This is a genomic window from Mucilaginibacter sp. (assembly GCF_039925265.1).
Taxonomy (GTDB): Bacteria; Bacteroidota; Bacteroidia; order Sphingobacteriales; family Sphingobacteriaceae; genus Mucilaginibacter.
Genome location: NZ_JBDSZG010000032.1, coordinates 171860 through 189566, shown reverse-complemented (window position 1 = coordinate 189566; position 17707 = coordinate 171860). Strand labels below are relative to the sequence as shown.

The following is a 17707-nucleotide window of genomic DNA, read 5'->3' as shown; positions in this document are numbered from 1 at the left end:
CCCGCCGTGACCTACGCCACACTGCGTCCTGCGCCTCACCCTCACCGGCGAGATGGCCGCTCGTCGAGCAGCCGGGGCCCACCGCTCGTCGAGTAGCCGGGGCCCACCGCTCGTCGAGTAGCCGGGGTGCGAGCTTGCGAGCGACCGGCACATCGAGACGCCGCCACGACATCCGCACCCCGCCGCCATCGAGCGCAACGTCGACGACACCCACGCTCACACCCAGCACGACCACCGCGAGGCAACCCGATTGACGCTTCCCCACCCACCTCGGCTATTCTCGACCAGTCCTCGCGCCAACCAGCGGGGCCTGCGCCTGTAGCTCAACGGATAGAGCATCTCACTACGGATGAGAAGGTTTGGGGTTCGAATCCCTACAAGTGCACATATTTCAACAACTTGCGGGGAACAGCGACATCCTCCAGGTGCCCAAAAAATTAAGCCTCTGCGTATTGTTCACAAAGGCTTTTTTAATTTTTAAACATAAGGGATGCTTAACTTAGTACTGTTTGGTCCCCCCGGAGCAGGGAAGGGTACTCAATCACAAAAACTTATCGAGAAGTTCGGGTTAATTCATCTTTCTACAGGTGATCTACTACGTGGCGAAATTACACAAGGCACTGAGTTAGGGCTGGAAGCGAAAAAACTGATGGATGACGGGAAATTAGTTCCCGACGCGGTTGTGATAGGGATGATCAGTAATAAACTCGACGCTAATAAAGATGCTAAAGGTTTTATTTTCGATGGCTTTCCACGCACGGTAGCGCAGGCTGAGGCATTAGATAGTTTGCTTTCGTCTAAACAATCCGCCATATCTGGCATGATAGCTTTGGAAGTTACCGATGTTGAATTAGAGCAACGATTGTTATTACGCGGTAAAAGCTCGGGCAGGCCGGATGATGCTAACCCGGAAGTGATTCGTAAACGTATAAAAGAATATAATGATAAAACAGCACCTGTTGCAGGGTTTTATCAGGGTCAAAATAAATATACAAGTATAAATGGCATTGGTAGTGTAGAAGATATCTTCACTTCTATTAATACCGTGATCGATACTTATAAGTAATTAGAGAAGCCCAAACGTCTGTAAAGTCCGAAAGAAGGAAGCTGAAATTTCTTTACTTCCGGGCTTTACTGGCTTTAGGGGCTTTTCATAAAGAAAAAGATTATGTCGCAGGGTTCAAATTTTGTTGATTATGTAAAGATCTGCTGCCGTTCCGGCCACGGAGGAGCAGGTTCTTCGCATTTACACAGGGATATTTTAACCTCGATGGGTGGCCCGGATGGCGGCGACGGCGGCCGCGGTGGCCATGTCATTGTAAAAGGTAACGCCCAGTTATGGACCTTGCTTCACCTTAAATTCCGCAAACACGTCATTGCCGGCGACGGCGATCCGGGTGGCAGTTCTCAACGAAGTGGCAAAACCGGGCGCGATGAGATCTTGGAAGTACCACTGGGTACCATCGCCAAAAACGCTGAAACAGGCGAGATCCTTTTCGAAATAAACCACGATGGAGAGACTAAAATACTCACCAACGGCGGCCGTGGGGGCCTGGGTAACTGGCACTTTAAAACATCAACCAGGCAAACGCCACGCTTTGCCCAACCCGGTGAAGACGGCCAGGAAGACTGGAACATCCTCGAACTAAAAATACTGGCCGATGTAGGTTTGGTAGGCTTCCCTAACGCAGGTAAATCAACCCTGCTTTCGGTGGTATCTGCAGCAAAGCCGGAGATAGCCGATTACGCCTTTACAACGCTTGTTCCCAATTTGGGTATTGTGGGCTACCGTGGCAACCAATCGTTTGTTATGGCGGATATACCGGGCATTATAGAAGGTGCATCGCAGGGTAAGGGTTTGGGGATCCGTTTCCTGCGCCACATCGAGCGGAACTCGGTGCTTTTATTTATGGTGCCTGCCGATACCGCAAGAACGATAAAAGAAGAGTACGAAATACTTTTGCGCGAACTAAGCCAGTATAACGAGGAACTGATGCACAAGCCACGTGTGCTGGCCATTACAAAAAGCGATATGCTGGATGAGGAATTACAGGCAGAGATGGAGAAGGAAGTGCCGGAAGGAATCCCTTATGTGTTCATTTCATCGGTAGCGCAGCGGAACATCACCGAGTTGAAAGACTTGCTGTGGAAAGAGATAAACAGGTAAGCTGTTATCTCTTTTTATCAGAATGGTACGAAACGTAGTTATCGCTTAGTTCCGTAAAGGTAAACCCCTTATACCCGGGGAAACATTTAAGGATAACCGATGCGCGGATGCCTACATAGTAGGAGGGCAGCAGGATATTAATAGGCCCCATATAGTCTTTATGCAGGTATTCATCAAAGTTGATAGAGAGGTCCTTGTTTAGCGGAGGTAGCAGTATTACGCGATTTTGCAGGTGCTTTAATTCGGGGTAATCTTTGGTAAGTACAAATACGCTGCCTTTTGCCTGCTTATCCAAGGCCAGAATTTGGGCCAGCGAAGCACTATCTATCACCCGGTTTGTTTCCCTTGGGTCGGCGTTGAATGTTGCTTTTTCCTTGCAACCTGTAAACATCAATACGCCAAATAAGTTGACTATCAGTCCAAAAATTAAGGTAGTTTTCTTCAACATGTGCTTAGCCTATTTCCCTTGCCCGGATTTTTACGGCCGGGTTTCCCTGGTATATAAAATAGGGTTCCAGGTTTTTATTGGCTACCGAGCCTGTGGTAAGCACCGCGTGCGAGCCAACGGTAACCCCCTGGTTAATAATAGCGGCACAACCTATCCAGGCACCATCCTCCACAACTATAAGCCCGGTTATCAAATTAAACGTTTTGCTTTTATAATTATGGCTGCCGGTTTGCAATATGGCATTTTGCGAGAGGCATACATTGCTACCAATGGTTACCATTACCAAATTATCAATCCAAACGCCTTCGCCTATCCAGGTGTGATTGCCAATAGATAGGAGCCAGGGCGATTTAATATTTACGGCAGGCTTTATCACCACACCGGTGCCGAGCTTTGCGCCAAACAGTTTCAGCAATGAAGTTTTTAAGCCGTTAATGGGGAACAGGGCGCTTTTGAAAAAGATGGCGTTTGTGTAATACCAAAGCAATCGCTTAAGCGTGTTGCCACCCGGCTGGTAGGGGTGGTTGTTGTAAACAGACAGGTCAGTTTGCTGCATCAGGGTTAGTTGCTTTATTGTTGACCCATTTGTATAGCGCAATGATGATCAAAATATAAATAATTACATCAAATATAATATGATGATCGATAATGCGCGATTTGCTTCTGTTCCAGTACAGCGCCAGCAGCATCAGCCTGATGATATTAAGCAGCTGGATACAGAACAATCCCGAAAATAAAAATAGCAGTTTTGGCTTCAACTTTTTCGGGTAAGCGATAACAAAGGCCGCGAAGAAACTCATTACCCCCAGCCCCAGGCAGGTGTATATCAATTCAATAATAGTATGCCCGGTAACCAGCAATTGGTTCTCGCCAACAATAGCGGTAAAGCCCATTAAGTTGAGCAGCGCGCAGGAGATGCTCAGTAAACCCGACCGTAACCAATCGATATAGTTAAGGTGCTGGTCTAAAAATGTGCTGTAATTATTACCCGGTGAGGTGAGGCCGAAGTAGAGGATGTTGAAATAATAAAACGCCAAAAACAACACAACAAATTTTATGCTGAACCAAAGGGCTATGTTGTTTTTAATGCCTATCTGCATTCTTGCGTTGTTTTATAATTTCATCGATCTTAATATCTACCACCAGTCTAAACCAAAAGGCCTGCAAAAAGTGGAAGATGATGCCGGTACGCCCATCCAATATACCCAGTTTAAACCAAATTCGATAGTTAAAATAGAGCATCGGCCTAACATAACGCGGCAGGCCCCACCATAATTGTTTAAGCCATGCGGTGCGTTCATCGGGCGAACCCCAAAAACGGGGCTTTATGGTTTGGCTGCGCAGGCCTAAGATCCGTTCAGTTTCTTCTATGGCCAGCAGGTCGCTGTATTTATTGTGCTTGTCTATCCAAAAGCGGATGCTATTCTCTTTAAGGTTTTCCTCCAAAATATGCCCCTTTTTCCAGATGATGGTATTGCCCGGCACAATAAAGCGGTGGTCCATATTTTCGTTCAGGTCCGAATACCCTACGCCAAAACGGATCATCTTCAGTAAGTAAAAAGGGTAATAGCCGCCATGTTTTATCCAGCACCCTTTAAAAAAGTTTTTGCGACTAAAGTAGATGCCGTTTACCTCTTTGTAGTCATCATTTTTAAAATTGGCCAACTGTATCTGCAGCTCCGGCGTAACCACCTGGTCGGCATCCAGGCAAATTATCCATGGGGTTTTAATCTCGAAGTTCTTCAGCGCGAAATCCCATTGCTTTGGGTGGTTTTCAAAGGCATATTGCAGAACGGTAGCGCCGGCACCTTCGGCAATTTGTAAGGTGCTATCGGTACTAAAAGAATCTAATATATAGATAGCAGCATCCAGGCCAGCGATTGATTCCAGCAGCCGGGGCAAATGAATTTCTTCATTAAAGGTTAATATGATAAAAGAGTATTCTGCGTTCAATTTAAACGTGCTTTGATAAGCATTGATTTCCAAATATAGGGCATCCTGCCGCATCCTTCGAATTGTGTTACCGTAAAACCTTTAATTTCTAACAAGTTGCTCAAGGTTCGTTTCGACCACATTTTAATGTGCCCTCCATGCCAAACCGGGTTAAGATGCTGGTCCCATTTATTAGTGAGACTAAGTACCAGATTTTTTAGATAACCGTGATAGGGGGTTGAGATAATGAGTTCCCCGTTTTTGCTGAGCGCTTGCTTGCAAAAATCAATGAAGCCTTCCGGGTCGTACAGGTGCTCTATTACCTCGGTAGAAATGATGGTATCGAAACTAAATTTCTGCAGTTCGGGCGGGAGTTTACCGGTAGAGAGATCCTGCACAAAGAACCTGCCGGGGTTTATTTTATTGGCTATGGCAATCCCTTTTTCGGATGCATCGGTTCCATAGACGTTATAGCCAAGCGACAACAAATGGTTAACCAGGTAGCCGTTACCGCAGCCAAGATCTAAAATGCATTGGTTTTTATTTTTCTCCAGCATTTTAAGCAACGGTTGCAGCATATAGCTAAAGTTATGCGTTATGGCATCGCTGTGGTATCCGTAATCCTGGTAATCGCTCATGCGTTTATTATTTGCCCGTAAAAGCTAATGTATTTTTGTGTCAATATGCTGCCTGTAAAATCATTCCGAACAATAGCCGGGGCGTTTTGCCGTATGGCAGCGAGTTTTTTCTGCCCGTTTTGATGCACACCCGTTATGGCATCACCAACCGATTGTGGGTTGGTTTGGCATACCCAGCCAAAGGTATGATCTGCCACATAATCGGCAAGCCCTACATACTCGCTAATGAGTACCGCTGTACCTACGCTGAGGCTTTCTATTACCACGTTTCCAAAATTCTCATCGTGGGATGGGAGCACCAATAAATGATGCTGTTGTAGCAGCTCATATTTATCATCACCATAAAAGCCCGCCCAGGTAATATGCTGTTCAATGCCATGGCTTAAGGTTTTCAATTGTTCTATATATCCTTTATCACCGTCGCCGGCAATGGTTAAATGGTAGGGGATGGTAACGTTTTTTAACGCGTCGATGAGGATATCCAGGCCCTTTTTTTCTTCTATCCGGGAGAAGAACAAAAGCTTCAATATATCTCCGGGCGTGTTATTGGGTACGCTTTTAATCTCACTTAACTTCACAAAGTTTGGTAGCGAGGTTACGCTAAGCGGTTTTACCAATTTAACTACAGCTTCCGTTTCGTGCGCGGAGGTGGTATGAATATGGCTTTTGGCCAACAGCCGTTTACCCAAAAAAGTATGGATGGTGCTTTTTGCCCCAATGTTTTTATTGCTGAAGGAATATGCACTTAACATTCCCCTTGGCGATACCACCACGGGCACTTTGCGGGCAAGGGCTATGGCACAAGCCAACACCGAAACCAAATTCCACCAGGCGTGGATGTGCACCACATCATAGCTATTCGCGTTTTTCCATACTGCTTTTAACAGCGCGGGAGAGTAATGGGTATGGTCTTTGGTGATGCGTTTGAAATAGTTTACGGGTACGCCGTCAACATCCACAGGTCTATTGGTATCTACCGCTAATTCGGCCGGGCCGTTGGCGGTTGTGGTGTATACATTTATATCGATATTAGCCCGAACAAGTTCCTCGCAAAGCATAGCTACCGACATGGTTGGCCCGCCGTATATTACTGCAGGCTTATACGCGGCTGTGATGTGTAGTACCCTCAAACCTTTTTTAATATCCCCCTCGATCGTAAAACCTGGAATATGGCCAGCATACTCACGTAGCTCCAAAAGACAGAGTTGATGATGAATTCAAAACTTAGTCCGCGCCAAAATATCTGGAACAATCCGCTAAACATTAGTGCCGTCCCCAGGATATACCCTCCAAAAAGCTCCTCGGCTTTTATGGATATAATTTGCGCTATGGCCCCGTACAAAAATAAGGCAATGAAAATGCCCGGTGCCCCCCAGGATAAATAAGCATCCACAACGTACGCGGGTTTTGCCGATACATTCGACAGGCGGTTAATTACGCCTGCGTTGTATACCCGTTCCATCACCAAAGCTTCGGTAATGGGCTTTCCGGGCCAAAATACCCTGGGTACTACCACAATGGCCGATTGTTTAAGCAGCTGCGTACCATAGTAAGGAACGGCAGAAGGCGTAGATTGAGTAAAGGTGATAAACATATCTATCTCGCTTAGCCGGTATACCAAAAAATCCCAGTTATCGTTACCTCCCTCCAGTGCCACATCTAACGATTGCTGGGCCGCATCATCGGCATCGGTATCGCCCGACCATGCTGTAGCCCTGAAACTGTTTACATACGCCGGCAGAATTAAGAAACAGACGAATAACAGCGGCAGAAACACTACCAATACAAACTTTTTATAGTTAGGGTATAAAAAGATCCCCAGTACCATAATGCTAATGATGATAGGCTCTTTAAAGCCAGATATCAAAGCCAGGTAAAAGTTAAAAGCATATAAGAATGCGCATATTAAAGTATTTACCGCCTTTTTTAGCGGAATAGCAAAGGCCAAAGCCAATGTGCCTGCAATAAAACTCAACGAACTGAACTGAAAGTAAAACTGCGATAAGCCCGGCAGGCGCATAAATAAGCTGGCCACAGGGAAGGCTATCAGCGCTACCTTCATCAATAGGTCGGCAATGGCGGTGGTTTCTATAAAATACTTTTTCTTTTTTGGGTATTTCATAAACATCAGCACCCCGCTAATGAACGACGCGTGCGCCAGGCAATAATAGCGCTGGCATTGCGCTACAGATGCCAGCTTTGCTTTATCTAAAATGGTAGAAGGCAGTTTAACAAAGCTCTCGTACCCCAGCGTATCTAACAGGTAAAATACCGATGTGCAGCACATATACCCGGCAAAAATAATGTGCAGGATAAAAAGCGGGCGCATCAACTGTTCGCCGAAGGGGCGGTCATCAGGGATGGCGCGCACCCAACCGGTAAGTGTGAGGGCAAATATCACAAATGAACCGAGGTAAGCTATCCAATAGGATAGAAGCGCATCCGACTGGAACAAGGTTGCCATACCCCAGGGAACAAATAATAAGATAGATCGCTCGATGCCCTTACCGCCCATTTATGATGATATACAAAATATGTTGCCGCTGGGGGTATCCTCCACGCCGGTTATCAATTCGCAGCCTACCGAACTCACCAGGTAGGTTTGGTAGTTAAGCGAGTGCAATAAACTAAAGCATTCCGTAGCGCTTTGCCCTGCCTTTGCCCAGTAATTACTGTCGTACTCAAATATAACGCGGGGTTTATGTTTGGCCAGTGTAGCGGCTAATCCCCTTAATACGCTGTATTCAAAACCTTCTACATCAATTTTTATGAGAGCAAGGCTTTCCAGGGCTTGCACCTCGGTTAGGTTATCGGCTATTTTGATAGATACGGATTGCTTGTGTATGCCTTCTTTATCGTTAAGGCTAAAGGTGCCCTGATTCCAGGCATGCTCATCTACGCTAAACTCTGTTTCACCCTCAAAGTCTGATAATGCCATTGGGAACAATGTCACATTACCCGCTTTATTCAGCGCCATGTTTTTACTAAATTTTTTCTGCAGGTGGTTAAGCGGTTCAAACGCGTAAACCCTACCGGTATTCCCCACACTTTTCGACATCCTGATGCTCTGCAGGCCAATATTACCGCCAATATCCAGCGCGTTGTCGCCGGGTTTTAAGGATATTCGAATTAGTTTATTGATCTCATCCTCATAGGTGCCGGTGCTAAGGATGGTCCACTCTATGTAATTATCGGCGGTGGTATAAATGGCAATATCTTCGTTATTGAGCCAAACAATGCCGTCCTTTATTTTTTGCTGAAGCCCGGCAGACGGTTTAAGCCAGTGCGCCAGCCGTTCTTTACCCGGCAACGCCCAATTACGTATAAAATCGAGTTTAATGCGGTCGCTTCTTTTCATGATAAAAGTTTGTTCTCTATGGCCTGGGCAATTTTGGTAAAACTCCAATCTTTAATAGCCTCGCCCGATGTTTTGCCGTATGTGGTAAGCGTTGCTTTTGATGCCGTTAGCGCCGCTAATTTATCTTTTAAACTTTGCTCGTCGCCACTTTTAAATATTTCGCCGTTTTGCCCGGGGGTAATTAGGTCAACGGCGCAGCCTACTTTATTGGATAATAACAAAGCTTTACTGCAGGCCATGGCTTCGTTTACGGCCAGGCCCCAGGTTTCGTTAGGGCCTTTGGATGGCAGGCAAAACAGATCGCAGGCCTGGTAGGCAACCGGCATATAAGTTTGGTTTTGAAAACCCATAAAATGAATGTTATTGTTACCTGCGGCCTGTTGTTTTAATACGGGTTCCAATATACCATTACCCACCAACAATAAGTGGCAATCGGGCTTATTTAAGACCAAAAAAGCGTTTACAAGCAGCATTGGCGACTTTTTACCTTCAAACTTGCCGGCAAATAAAATAAGGATATCAGTTTCTCTAACCTTAAACCGGGCACGCAATTGTGCCGCCTGTTCCAAATGTGGTTTTGCAAACCTTTCGTTATCAATAGCGTGGGGAGCAAAAACCAGCTTTCGTTCTGCCAGTCCGTATTTTCTAAAGTAACGCTTTGTATTGGTGCCGGGGTAAAAGGCGACATCTACATGGCTGTAAACCCATTTCAAAAATGCCGACCGCATCAGGTTTTTAATGCCCGATTGCTCATCCAGCAAGGTAGAATCGCCGCGGAAGTACACCGGTATTTTGTTTTTAAAATGCCTCAACACCTTTAAATGCCCGTGGTAGGCCCAGCCGAAAACCAAAATGGCATCTGCCTGCCAGGCGGTTATTTGTTGAATAAGGTTAGGGGTAATTATCCCTTTAAAATGGTGAGAGCCAGCATCCGCAGCAGTATTCTCTACAAATTCGTAGGGGTAGCCTTCTAAAACGGGCACGTCCCATTTTATCTCCTGCCCAAAGCCGGGGTCATATTTTGTAAGGCAGGCTTCGCCCCAGGTATAAAAAACCTTTATGCTGATGTTTTGCCGCTGATGTAATAGTTTGAACACCGGCGCATAATACTGGATAGGGTGCGTAGTTACAATGGCCAAATGTTTCAGTTGCTTGCTCATTTCAAATGGTAGGCTAAAGCTTCATCAAAAAGCCTGCACTGTTTTAATGTTTTTGTTTCAGCCGAATGTTCATTTATCGCGGCGGCAGATAATTGTGGCACAGATAAAGTGCCATTCGCGAGTTCGGTAAGGAAACCATTTACTTGCTGAGACTTGATATCTGTATAACTGTACGCGGTGTTAATGCCAAAGTCCTTAAGGATACCGATAGCCGAACTTGCCGGATTGAATATAGCCAGCAACGGCTTTTTCATCATCAGGTACGGGTATATTTTTGACGCGGTGTATTTTGCATCGTCGGAACCGGCGATAAAGAGTGCATCTGCCTGTTGCAGCGTGGTAAGGGTATGGTAGTAGCTTATCCTATCGGTAATTTCGGTTACCAAACCTTCTACGGCAAACTGTTGTGCTAATGGCAAAATGGTGGGCTTGCCCTGACCGCTTGCAGCATAGCTGGTACCGATAAAGTGAAACCGGAAACGGTTAAACACTTCCTGATTGTTCTTCAGCCCCTCTGCTAAAGCCGAGAATAACGGTGTGATAGCCTTGTGCATATCCGCCCCGCCACGTCCAGCATATACTATATTAATAAAACCCGGCGAAAGCAGTTTCGGAAACTTATTTTGGTTAGCGAGCGCTATCTCCGCGTCTTTATCAAATAACCCAAAGGTGATCACTGCAGATGGCACGTCCTTTATTTGCGGATAGCGCTGTTTAAGTCCGGTAATATAATCTGCGGAAACACTGATGAGTCCGCTTACGTTTTTAAGTGCCAAGGGTTCCAGGTATTTATTTAGCCTGTAGGAAAACCAATATTTGGCAGGGCGCTGATTCTTGGGTTTATCCTGGTAATATTCGGAATGCCAGGGATCCTGCATATCAATTACGTAAGGCACGTTGAACTTCTTTTTCCAATGCGCCCCCAAAACGCAAACCGGGAACTGGGTGGTAGAAAAGTATATCAGATCGAAGTGCTCGGCTTTTAAAAGCTGATCCAAGTACTTTTTATAATACCAAAGCGAGCGGAGCGCCAGGCTGCCCAGCCCGAGTTTGCCCGTCCAGCGTTTATTTAGAGCCTTTACCTTGTGCACTTTTATTTCGACGGGGATGCTTTGCAATAACAATTCGTCCTGCACCATATCGGTGTAGGCAACATCTACCGTTACAACCTGCGCCTCCCAGCCTTGTGCAGCAAAGTACGAAAGGCTGGTACGTACCCGGTGCATATCCGCCGCGTTTATCGGGGGGAAGTATGGCGAAATGATCAGTACCTTTTTTAGTTCCAATGCTTATTCTGGGCCAGTGGGTTTGTTTTATTGACGAATAATATATCCGTTTGCCACAAAGCCCTATCAAGCGGACGGCGGATGAAAGAACATATATCGTAGACAGCAAAACCCTTAGCATTCATAAAGGCTATCACCTCGGCAATTAAGGGTGCGCCTTTGTTTATCTCTATCAACGATACCTCGCACAGTATAAATTGCGCGGTTTTTATAGCGCCCGCTGCTCCTTTTAATACTTCCAGTTCGTAGCCTTGTACATCAAGTTTTATAAAATCGGGGGCGTTAAAGTCGGTGCCGGCTTTGGCTATTACATCGTCCAGGCTTTCGGTGGTCCGGGTTTCTTTTGCAAAAGTGTTCTCTTTATACTCAGGCAAGGCGCTGCTTACTGTTTCGTTTATATTAAACACAATTTGCTGCCCGCTGGTTGCCCCAAGCAAACCAATATGGAAGGCTGTGCCGGGCAATTGTGTAGTCAGGTTTTTAAGATTATCAGCCTTGCTGTTTTGCGCCTCAACCATTAGCACCCGGGCATCGGGGAAGATCTTTTTAAACATGGCCGTCCATTCGCCGTTATAGGCACCCACATCAATAGCTACTTTGGGGTTAAAGCCAAGGTTTTTAATGTTTAATAAACTCCATTCCATCGACGGGACGTTGTGTTTATTCTTCATTTCCCAAATTTTCTGTTCGGAAAACAGCAGCCTGAACGCTTTATTGATTAGGTTTTGCATGTAGTATTCGTTTCCACCAACGTTTAGTTTGTAACGCTTCCCGGGCCTCTGCCCAATCTATCACCTCATCTACTACGTCATAAAAGCCTTGTTGGGTATCGGGCAGTTGGTTGTTTTCTATTTGATGAATAAGCTGTGGCAGCTTTTCGTAAAAACCGTTGGTTCGATACGGGGGGTGTAGCGACCACAAGCCGGGATTCGTTCCTAAAAAATCTACCCGGTGAAAATTGCTGGCGCGCATGTAGTCGCTGATTATTAACTCGGGCAGGTTGGCGTTGGCATTTCCCTGTACAATAGCTTTTAGCTGATTACGTAGGGCTGGCCTGGCCGTTTTTAGCTTCTCAGTTTCGAATACAGATCTGTCCAGCAAAAACAAACGGGTGCTCATGCCTGCGAATTGGTAAGTGTACGGCGCTGTTTTTTTCAGTACGGATTGCCCAATCAACAGATCATCGGGATGTGGCGGACCGGGCAGGGGTGAAGTTGTAAAACAAGTAGCGTCCTCTTGAAGAAGAGCTACCGCTTCGGCAATCCAGGTATTGCTGCCTCCGCCTAAAAAAATATCAGCATCTAAATGAAAAACGAGGTTATTGCCGGCGCTCAATAGTCCGAAGAAATAGGCGTAAAATGGCCCTCCCCGATAATCTTTATCAGGCATATCGCTGGTGCCAAAAAAATAGTTAGCCACTTTAGCTTTGGCCTCTGCAGTATAATCTACCGGCAGTATTTTAACCTTAGCGTTTTGTTGTGCCAGGGTTGCCAGGAATCTATTGAGATGTTGCTTATACTTCTCCCAACCATCGGCAAAGCGGCCCCTGCTGGGCTTGGTATCTATCGTTAAAATGACCTCATCTACCTGGCCCGACAACGTTTTTAGCTGATGCGGAAGTATATGTACAGCATGCGGATAATCGCCGGGGGAAAGATTTATCTGCAGGCTAACTTTAGGCATTAAACACACCCTCAACCAGTTTTAACAATTTCTTTGCTTCGAGATTCCAACTATACTTACGGTTGTAATTGGCTAAGATAGCCTCTTTTAATTGAGCGAACCCGCCGCCGGCAAATTTTTCGCCAAGGGTATCCAGTATGTTTGCCACAGCGGTTGTATCGTTTTGAGGATACATGAAAATGTATTCGGGATGTTGTTCGGCTATCTCCGCCTGCCCTTTGGTATACGAGGCAATAATCGGCAAGCCCGCCGCCATATAATGGAAAAGCTTGTTGGAGATGGTGAGGTTTTTGTTCGGCGGGGTGTCTGGTTCAAGGGCCAACCCGGCATCGTAATTGGCCATATCGGCTAATAACAAGTGGTTATCTATTAAAGGAAGAAATAGGATCTCATCTTTTTCGGTAATTAACTTTTTCAAGCTTTCCTGATATGCACCAACTACGTTTCCCCTTAAAACTAATTGCATTTTAGCTTTGCTTTTTGCCATGCAGGCTATAAAAAACTCCAGTCCGCGCCCTTCGCCAATGGTTTGCGAAAACCAGTAGAACCTTAGCGGCCCTTGAGGCTGGGAGATGGACAGTGTTGCCTCATTTGCCGGGAAGGAATTATAGATAACCGAAGGCGTTTTCGCCGTGCCATAGTGGCTCGCCAGCCCATCGGCCATAGCTTTGGAGGTTGTGTAGCAAAGCACACCCTTTTCTAACGCGGTTTTTTCCGCTTGCTTCAATAGCTTAATGGGGCGCTGGCTTTGCACTTTGGGGATAATATCTTCCGAATACCAATCCTCAAAATCAAACGCGACTTTAAACTTACCGGCCATTTGGGCACCCACTATGGTTGGCAGGTCCTGGTGCATAATGTACAGGTCGGCAGCGTAGGCGACGCATATTTGCTGTAGCCGTATTGCTCCATATCCCACCGCCAATTTACTTTGAATGTTAAACCGGCGCTTTGCCCAAACCGCAAGCCGGCGCGTAGTGCGGTCGATAAGCGAAGCAAGGTTGTTAACCGTTAGGTCGCTGTAAAATTCATAGCTTATATTGGTACCGGCTAAAAGCAACATATCCTGTAGCAACAATTTTTCCGAATAAATAGCCGTTAAAATGGTAACATCATATCCCGCGGAAGCCAGCAAAACGGCCTCTTTGTGTACCCTTGGGTTACGGCAAAGGTGGGATTGCGATACGATGATTATCTTTTTGCTCAGGAGGATCGGGTTATTTGGTTGTAGGTCAACTGCATTTTTTTTGCCGTTCGCCAACCCAAGGTATTGGCGATAAAGTTAATTGCTGCGCCGCCTAAAATGGGCTTGTATTGATATTGCGGCAGTGCTTTTAGCTCCGCCATTACCTGTTGGTATAGGTCGGGCTCTTCTATATAACATCTTAGCGATAGGTCTGTAAATTGCTTAAAGATGGCTTTTTGGGCTTCATCACTATCGGTTTTCGCAAACAAGTGCTGTTTTTTTAGCGTTGCCGATAATACTGCGCTTGCCATGGCTGCGGTATGCTTTTGGGCGGATAAGTTTTTGAGGGTTCGGAACTTCCGGTAATAATTAAGTCCTCCTGTTTTAATGATTCCTGCTGAATTTAAGGCCATCCGTGCGAAGAACTCGCCATCATCATCCAGCGTGAGGTTTTCATTCCAGTTGCCAAATTTATCTATCAGTGTTTTGGGGATCAACCAGGCATTTGATTGCACCATGGATGCTTTTAAATCGTATCCACCCCACATTCTTACCATAAAGTCAACGGGGTTGTTAGTGCTGTAAATAAATTGTTCTTCGTAGGGTGATGGTGTGCTGGTCAGCCGCGCTGCATCATCAAAAAAATGAATGGTGCTGCAAACCGCCACCTTGTTTGGCTGGGTTATTAAAGCGGTAGTTTGTTGTTCTATTTTACCGGGACTTAGCAGGTCGTCGGCATCTAAGAACTGGATAAAGCTGCCCTTGCTTTTGCTTAAACCATAGTTGCGGGCCGTGCTTGCGCCGCTGTTTGGCTGTGCATAAACGCTTACCAACTCACCCTCAAGTTCTTTTGCGATCCTGAGCGTATTGTCATTAGAGCCATCGTCAACCACAATTATCTCTTTATTAGGCCAGGTTTGCGCAACAGCAGATTGGATGGTAGCCTCCAGGTAGCTCTCTGCGTTATAAGCAGGGATAATTATAGAAACGAGGGGGGACGCCATCAATATTAATTTGCTTTTACCTTGGTATTGCCGATCACCATCTTCCATGCTGACTGAAAATAGCCTTTTTTAGCAAGGTCGACGTAGTGGTGAAGCACGCCGGCTTTATTTAAAATAGCCTGCTCATCTGGGTTTACAATATAATCGCTGCTATTGAGTATGGTCAATGGCGCATCGCCAATAAGCATTGCGCTTAGTGCTTGTTCCAGGTAGTAATTCGCGCCTTCCTTTTCCTCTAATATGGATATCCATTTTTCGAGGTCATCCCAGTTGATCGCATCATTGGCTAAGCCAATAGCACCTACGTTTACTTTGGCTCGGATCTTTTGCCCGCAGAGGCTTTCCATCAGTTTGATGGAGTAACCGTAGGATTGTTCGCAATCCAGCATGCAAATATTTTGCTCCGGTTTTTTGAGCCAGTTTATTACGTCTTTAGGTTCGCTCCAAAATAGCATGTCGGAGTCTAACACCATTTTCCAGCGTGAGCCGGGCAGGGTGTGTACATCCGTCAATTTTTTAAGGTGCGGGTATACGCTGCGCTTATGATTTAGCACCGGGTATTTTTCTACAGGTAAAATTTGCCGAAGGTTTTCTGCTATCTCCTGTTGGGTAACCGCAACAGCACCCGGCAATTGGCGGCTCACCCGAGCAATAAGCGCTTCGTCAAAGCTCCCGTCATCAACCAATATAAAGCTGAACTTTTCCCGACTTATTTTGGTTAAGGATTGGATGCAAAACAAAGTTTGGTAAAGATGATTTTTGCCCGTAAGAAAATAAACCGGTGGCCCATCGGTAAATGATTGCACCGGCGGCAAGTTTAACGATGCCTCTTCCATCTGCTTACTGTTCCGCAGCATCTGCTTGTATTGCAGATAGCCCCCGAAACGTTTGTAGTGTTTCAGTTTGGCCATTGGGTGCCGGTAAAGAACGTTGATCAGTTTTTGGAGCATCTAATTATTAATATCGGCAAGGCCCTCAAAAGTGCCACATGCGCCTTGCCACTTAATGTAGTTTTGGGGGCTGGCCCAGGCTCTGTAATTAAACCAGGCCTTCAATTTTCTTAAAGGAAGCGTCCAGCGGGGGATCTTAGTCCAGGGATTAATCTTATGACTCTCCAAAACCTGTATCCAGGATCGGTTGGTATCGTGCATCAGGCGCGCTAAATACTCCGGCTGCAATCTTTCCTTCGGGATGATGTGCCGGATGGAGAGTTGCGGGTAGTAAGCCGTTTGCCAGCCTGCTTTTAATATTTCTATCACCATATCGTTATCACCGCCGGATGCTAAGTTGCTGCCTTGCCTATCGGTAATAGTACTTTTGCCGGTTTTAATTTTGTTGATGTAAGCGTGCAAGGCCTCTTTTCTAACAGCCATCCCAGCGCCAATGGGGGCAAATTCCGGGTATTTGTTTTGCCATTCTTCTATAATAACATCGTCTCCAAGGTTGCGGACGGCCAGGTTGGTGTGGAAATCGCCTATCCAGCTTGGCGGTGTAGACTCGAATAACGGCAATGATTTGCCGCCCATGGCACCTAATTGATCGTTAGTTTTAAATATGTTTTTAACCTGCTCAAGGTAATCTTTATTGGCTATGTTGTCATCATCAATCATTACGATGACGTTGCCTTTTGCCTCTTCAAATCCCTTTAAGCGGGCGTAGGTTAAACCCTGGCGCGGCTCGCTTACTATTTTGCTATTGGGTTGCCAACTAAGATCTATCTTACCTGTGAAACTAACGGAAGAGTTATTATCGATGATGATAAGTTCCCAATCCTGGTAGGCCAAAGTTTGCGCTTTTAAACCCTCCATGGTTTGGCCAAGCCTTTGCAGGTTGGGGTTGTAGGTGGGGATGATAACCGATATCAGATCAGTCATTATAAAGTTCATCTGCCACCAATGGAGAAGGGTTTTGCAGCTGTTGTTTTATGGCGCTGATAACCGTTGCTGCTGAGATCATGTCCATGCATTGTTTGTTGTAATGGCAGGTATTGTGCAACCAGCACGGCGAGCAATGGATGGGACTGTAAATATTATTAAAGCAGGAATAACCAGATTGCGCCGGTGTTTCGCGGCCGCCGTAAATAACTACCGCTGGGCAGTTAACCGCCCTGGCGAGGTGCATTGTAAACCCCACATGCGTTACCGCAAGCAGCGAATTTTTTAGTATGGCTGCGCTCTCCCGCAAGGTTGATCTCCCCCGCATATCAATAACATTATTAAGAGGAGCATCGTTTTTAGCGCCTAATTGTACAAATTGGTACTCCGGGTAAAAGCTATCCACCACTTGCTGATACCGTTGGGCATACCACTCTTTATTGGCCATGCTAACCAGCGAGCCCGAGGTAGAGGTAGTGATCACGATCTGCCTATCTGCAAGCTTGCCCTGTTGCGCTTCATCGCCCTCAAAAAAAAAATTTGGGGTGGTATCTATCTTACCCTTTAAGCCCAGGGAATCGGCCATTTTGAGGATGATATGCTTTTCGGGGATCTTGTCGCGGTCGGTTTCTTTATGGTAAGTAGTGTATCGGGGCGACGCGGTTTTAACACCGAGTAGGTTTAACACCGTAGTAGATAACAGGGTATTGTAGGGCAGTACCAGTTTAACGTAAGGGTTGTTGCCGAAAAGCTTCGGATGATCGCACTTTATCCAAACGTTTTTAAAGCCGCGCGCGTTGAGTTCTCTCGCCAGGGTGGTAAGCAGCAGGTTATCGCCCAGCGAATCCCCGAAGGATAGGATATGCGATGGCCGACCGGATTTTCGGATCTTGCTTAATGTGGATAGCACGGTTTTTAAAAAGGTGGCCAAGTGCTATAGGTATGTTTCGATGGATACATCAGGATGCTGT

19 protein-coding genes and 1 tRNA gene are annotated in these 17707 nt (G+C 46.1%); 3 read left to right on the top strand and 17 right to left on the bottom strand.

Annotation, left to right across the window (positions count from 1 at the left end; all coding sequences use genetic code 11):
• The first annotated feature begins 312 nt into the window (after positions 1 to 312).
• The 3 genes from ABIX36_RS15295 (at position 313) to obgE (ending at position 2167) form a co-directional block, all read left to right on the top strand.
• Positions 313 to 385 (top strand) — tRNA-Arg (locus tag ABIX36_RS15295).
• Between the two features lie 105 nt (positions 386 to 490).
• Positions 491 to 1066: an adenylate kinase gene (locus tag ABIX36_RS15290; RefSeq protein WP_348083031.1), complete on the top strand. Its 576-nt coding sequence runs from the start codon at positions 491 to 493 to the stop codon at positions 1064 to 1066.
• A 102-nt stretch (positions 1067 to 1168) separates the two neighbouring features.
• On the top strand, positions 1169 to 2167 hold the full coding sequence (gene obgE / locus ABIX36_RS15285) for a GTPase ObgE (protein ID WP_348083030.1): 999 nt from the start codon (positions 1169 to 1171) through the stop codon (positions 2165 to 2167).
• A 4-nt stretch (positions 2168 to 2171) separates the two neighbouring features.
• Here the strand turns inward: obgE and ABIX36_RS15280 are convergent, their stop codons facing one another.
• Genes ABIX36_RS15280 through ABIX36_RS15200 form a run of 17 tightly spaced genes read right to left on the bottom strand, consistent with a single transcriptional unit; the run spans position 2172 to position 17667 of the window.
• A complete protein-coding gene (locus ABIX36_RS15280) occupies positions 2172 to 2615 on the bottom strand; it encodes a hypothetical protein (RefSeq protein WP_348083029.1) in 444 nt (147 codons plus the stop codon).
• A 4-nt stretch (positions 2616 to 2619) separates the two neighbouring features.
• Entirely contained in the window at positions 2620 to 3171 is a 552-nt protein-coding gene (locus ABIX36_RS15275; RefSeq protein ID WP_348083028.1) for a WcaF family extracellular polysaccharide biosynthesis acetyltransferase, read from the bottom strand.
• Complete coding sequence (locus ABIX36_RS15270) at positions 3158 to 3715, bottom strand: hypothetical protein (protein WP_348083027.1); 558 nt, start codon at positions 3713 to 3715, stop codon at positions 3158 to 3160. The genes ABIX36_RS15275 and ABIX36_RS15270 overlap by 14 nt, the downstream gene beginning before the upstream one ends.
• Positions 3699 to 4568, bottom strand: coding sequence for a glycosyltransferase family 2 protein (locus ABIX36_RS15265; RefSeq protein WP_348083026.1), 870 nt, complete (start codon positions 4566 to 4568; stop codon positions 3699 to 3701). The genes ABIX36_RS15270 and ABIX36_RS15265 overlap by 17 nt, the downstream gene beginning before the upstream one ends.
• Positions 4565 to 5185 (bottom strand): class I SAM-dependent methyltransferase, encoded by a 621-nt coding sequence (locus ABIX36_RS15260; protein ID WP_348083025.1) that lies wholly within the window; start codon positions 5183 to 5185, stop codon positions 4565 to 4567. Before ABIX36_RS15260 ends, ABIX36_RS15265 begins: the two co-directional genes overlap by 4 nt.
• Positions 5182 to 6315: a glycosyltransferase gene (locus tag ABIX36_RS15255; protein WP_348083024.1), complete on the bottom strand. Its 1134-nt coding sequence runs from the start codon at positions 6313 to 6315 to the stop codon at positions 5182 to 5184. Before ABIX36_RS15255 ends, ABIX36_RS15260 begins: the two co-directional genes overlap by 4 nt.
• Positions 6312 to 7700 carry a hypothetical protein gene (locus ABIX36_RS15250; RefSeq protein WP_348083023.1) on the bottom strand — a complete coding sequence of 463 codons (1389 nt, stop codon included), beginning with the start codon at positions 7698 to 7700 and terminating at the stop codon, positions 6312 to 6314. Before ABIX36_RS15250 ends, ABIX36_RS15255 begins: the two co-directional genes overlap by 4 nt.
• A complete protein-coding gene (locus tag ABIX36_RS15245) occupies positions 7701 to 8543 on the bottom strand; it encodes an FkbM family methyltransferase (RefSeq protein ID WP_348083022.1) in 843 nt (280 codons plus the stop codon).
• Positions 8540 to 9703, bottom strand: coding sequence for a glycosyltransferase family 4 protein (locus ABIX36_RS15240; protein ID WP_348083021.1), 1164 nt, complete (start codon positions 9701 to 9703; stop codon positions 8540 to 8542). The genes ABIX36_RS15245 and ABIX36_RS15240 overlap by 4 nt, the downstream gene beginning before the upstream one ends.
• On the bottom strand, positions 9700 to 10989 hold the full coding sequence (locus ABIX36_RS15235) for a glycosyltransferase (protein WP_348083020.1): 1290 nt from the start codon (positions 10987 to 10989) through the stop codon (positions 9700 to 9702). Before ABIX36_RS15235 ends, ABIX36_RS15240 begins: the two co-directional genes overlap by 4 nt.
• The gene (locus tag ABIX36_RS15230) at positions 10980 to 11660 is read right to left on the bottom strand and encodes an FkbM family methyltransferase (RefSeq protein ID WP_348083019.1); all 681 of its coding nucleotides are present in this window, start codon (positions 11658 to 11660) and stop codon (positions 10980 to 10982) included. The genes ABIX36_RS15235 and ABIX36_RS15230 overlap by 10 nt, the downstream gene beginning before the upstream one ends.
• Positions 11661 to 11700: 40 nt before the next feature.
• Positions 11701 to 12672, bottom strand: coding sequence for a hypothetical protein (locus ABIX36_RS15225; RefSeq protein ID WP_348083018.1), 972 nt, complete (start codon positions 12670 to 12672; stop codon positions 11701 to 11703).
• Positions 12665 to 13933 carry a glycosyltransferase gene (locus ABIX36_RS15220; RefSeq protein ID WP_348083017.1) on the bottom strand — a complete coding sequence of 423 codons (1269 nt, stop codon included), beginning with the start codon at positions 13931 to 13933 and terminating at the stop codon, positions 12665 to 12667. The genes ABIX36_RS15225 and ABIX36_RS15220 overlap by 8 nt, the downstream gene beginning before the upstream one ends.
• Positions 13876 to 14862, bottom strand: coding sequence for a glycosyltransferase family 2 protein (locus ABIX36_RS15215; protein WP_348083016.1), 987 nt, complete (start codon positions 14860 to 14862; stop codon positions 13876 to 13878). Before ABIX36_RS15215 ends, ABIX36_RS15220 begins: the two co-directional genes overlap by 58 nt.
• 5 nt (positions 14863 to 14867) lie before the next feature.
• Positions 14868 to 15773, bottom strand: coding sequence for a hypothetical protein (locus tag ABIX36_RS15210; protein ID WP_348083015.1), 906 nt, complete (start codon positions 15771 to 15773; stop codon positions 14868 to 14870).
• A 39-nt stretch (positions 15774 to 15812) separates the two neighbouring features.
• Positions 15813 to 16736, bottom strand: coding sequence for a glycosyltransferase (locus ABIX36_RS15205; RefSeq protein ID WP_348083014.1), 924 nt, complete (start codon positions 16734 to 16736; stop codon positions 15813 to 15815).
• Complete coding sequence (locus ABIX36_RS15200; protein ID WP_348083013.1) at positions 16729 to 17667, bottom strand: hypothetical protein; 939 nt, start codon at positions 17665 to 17667, stop codon at positions 16729 to 16731. The genes ABIX36_RS15205 and ABIX36_RS15200 overlap by 8 nt, the downstream gene beginning before the upstream one ends.
• Positions 17668 to 17707 lie beyond the last annotated feature (40 nt).

Coding starts and splice junctions, on each gene's coding strand:
- ABIX36_RS15280 (WP_348083029.1), bottom strand. CDS start 2,615: ATGTTGAAGAAAACTACCTTAATTTTTGGACTGATAGTCAACTTATTT.
- ABIX36_RS15240 (WP_348083021.1), bottom strand. CDS start 9,703: ATGAGCAAGCAACTGAAACATTTGGCCATTGTAACTACGCACCCTATC.
- ABIX36_RS15230 (WP_348083019.1), bottom strand. CDS start 11,660: ATGAAGAATAAACACAACGTCCCGTCGATGGAATGGAGTTTATTAAAC.
- ABIX36_RS15250 (WP_348083023.1), bottom strand. CDS start 7,700: ATGGGCGGTAAGGGCATCGAGCGATCTATCTTATTATTTGTTCCCTGG.
- obgE (WP_348083030.1), top strand. CDS start 1,169: ATGTCGCAGGGTTCAAATTTTGTTGATTATGTAAAGATCTGCTGCCGT.
- ABIX36_RS15210 (WP_348083015.1), bottom strand. CDS start 15,773: ATGGCCAAACTGAAACACTACAAACGTTTCGGGGGCTATCTGCAATAC.
- ABIX36_RS15275 (WP_348083028.1), bottom strand. CDS start 3,171: ATGCAGCAAACTGACCTGTCTGTTTACAACAACCACCCCTACCAGCCG.
- ABIX36_RS15205 (WP_348083014.1), bottom strand. CDS start 16,736: ATGACTGATCTGATATCGGTTATCATCCCCACCTACAACCCCAACCTG.
- ABIX36_RS15225 (WP_348083018.1), bottom strand. CDS start 12,672: ATGCCTAAAGTTAGCCTGCAGATAAATCTTTCCCCCGGCGATTATCCG.
- ABIX36_RS15215 (WP_348083016.1), bottom strand. CDS start 14,862: ATGGCGTCCCCCCTCGTTTCTATAATTATCCCTGCTTATAACGCAGAG.
- ABIX36_RS15260 (WP_348083025.1), bottom strand. CDS start 5,185: ATGAGCGATTACCAGGATTACGGATACCACAGCGATGCCATAACGCAT.
- ABIX36_RS15245 (WP_348083022.1), bottom strand. CDS start 8,543: ATGAAAAGAAGCGACCGCATTAAACTCGATTTTATACGTAATTGGGCG.
- ABIX36_RS15290 (WP_348083031.1), top strand. CDS start 491: ATGCTTAACTTAGTACTGTTTGGTCCCCCCGGAGCAGGGAAGGGTACT.
- ABIX36_RS15270 (WP_348083027.1), bottom strand. CDS start 3,715: ATGCAGATAGGCATTAAAAACAACATAGCCCTTTGGTTCAGCATAAAA.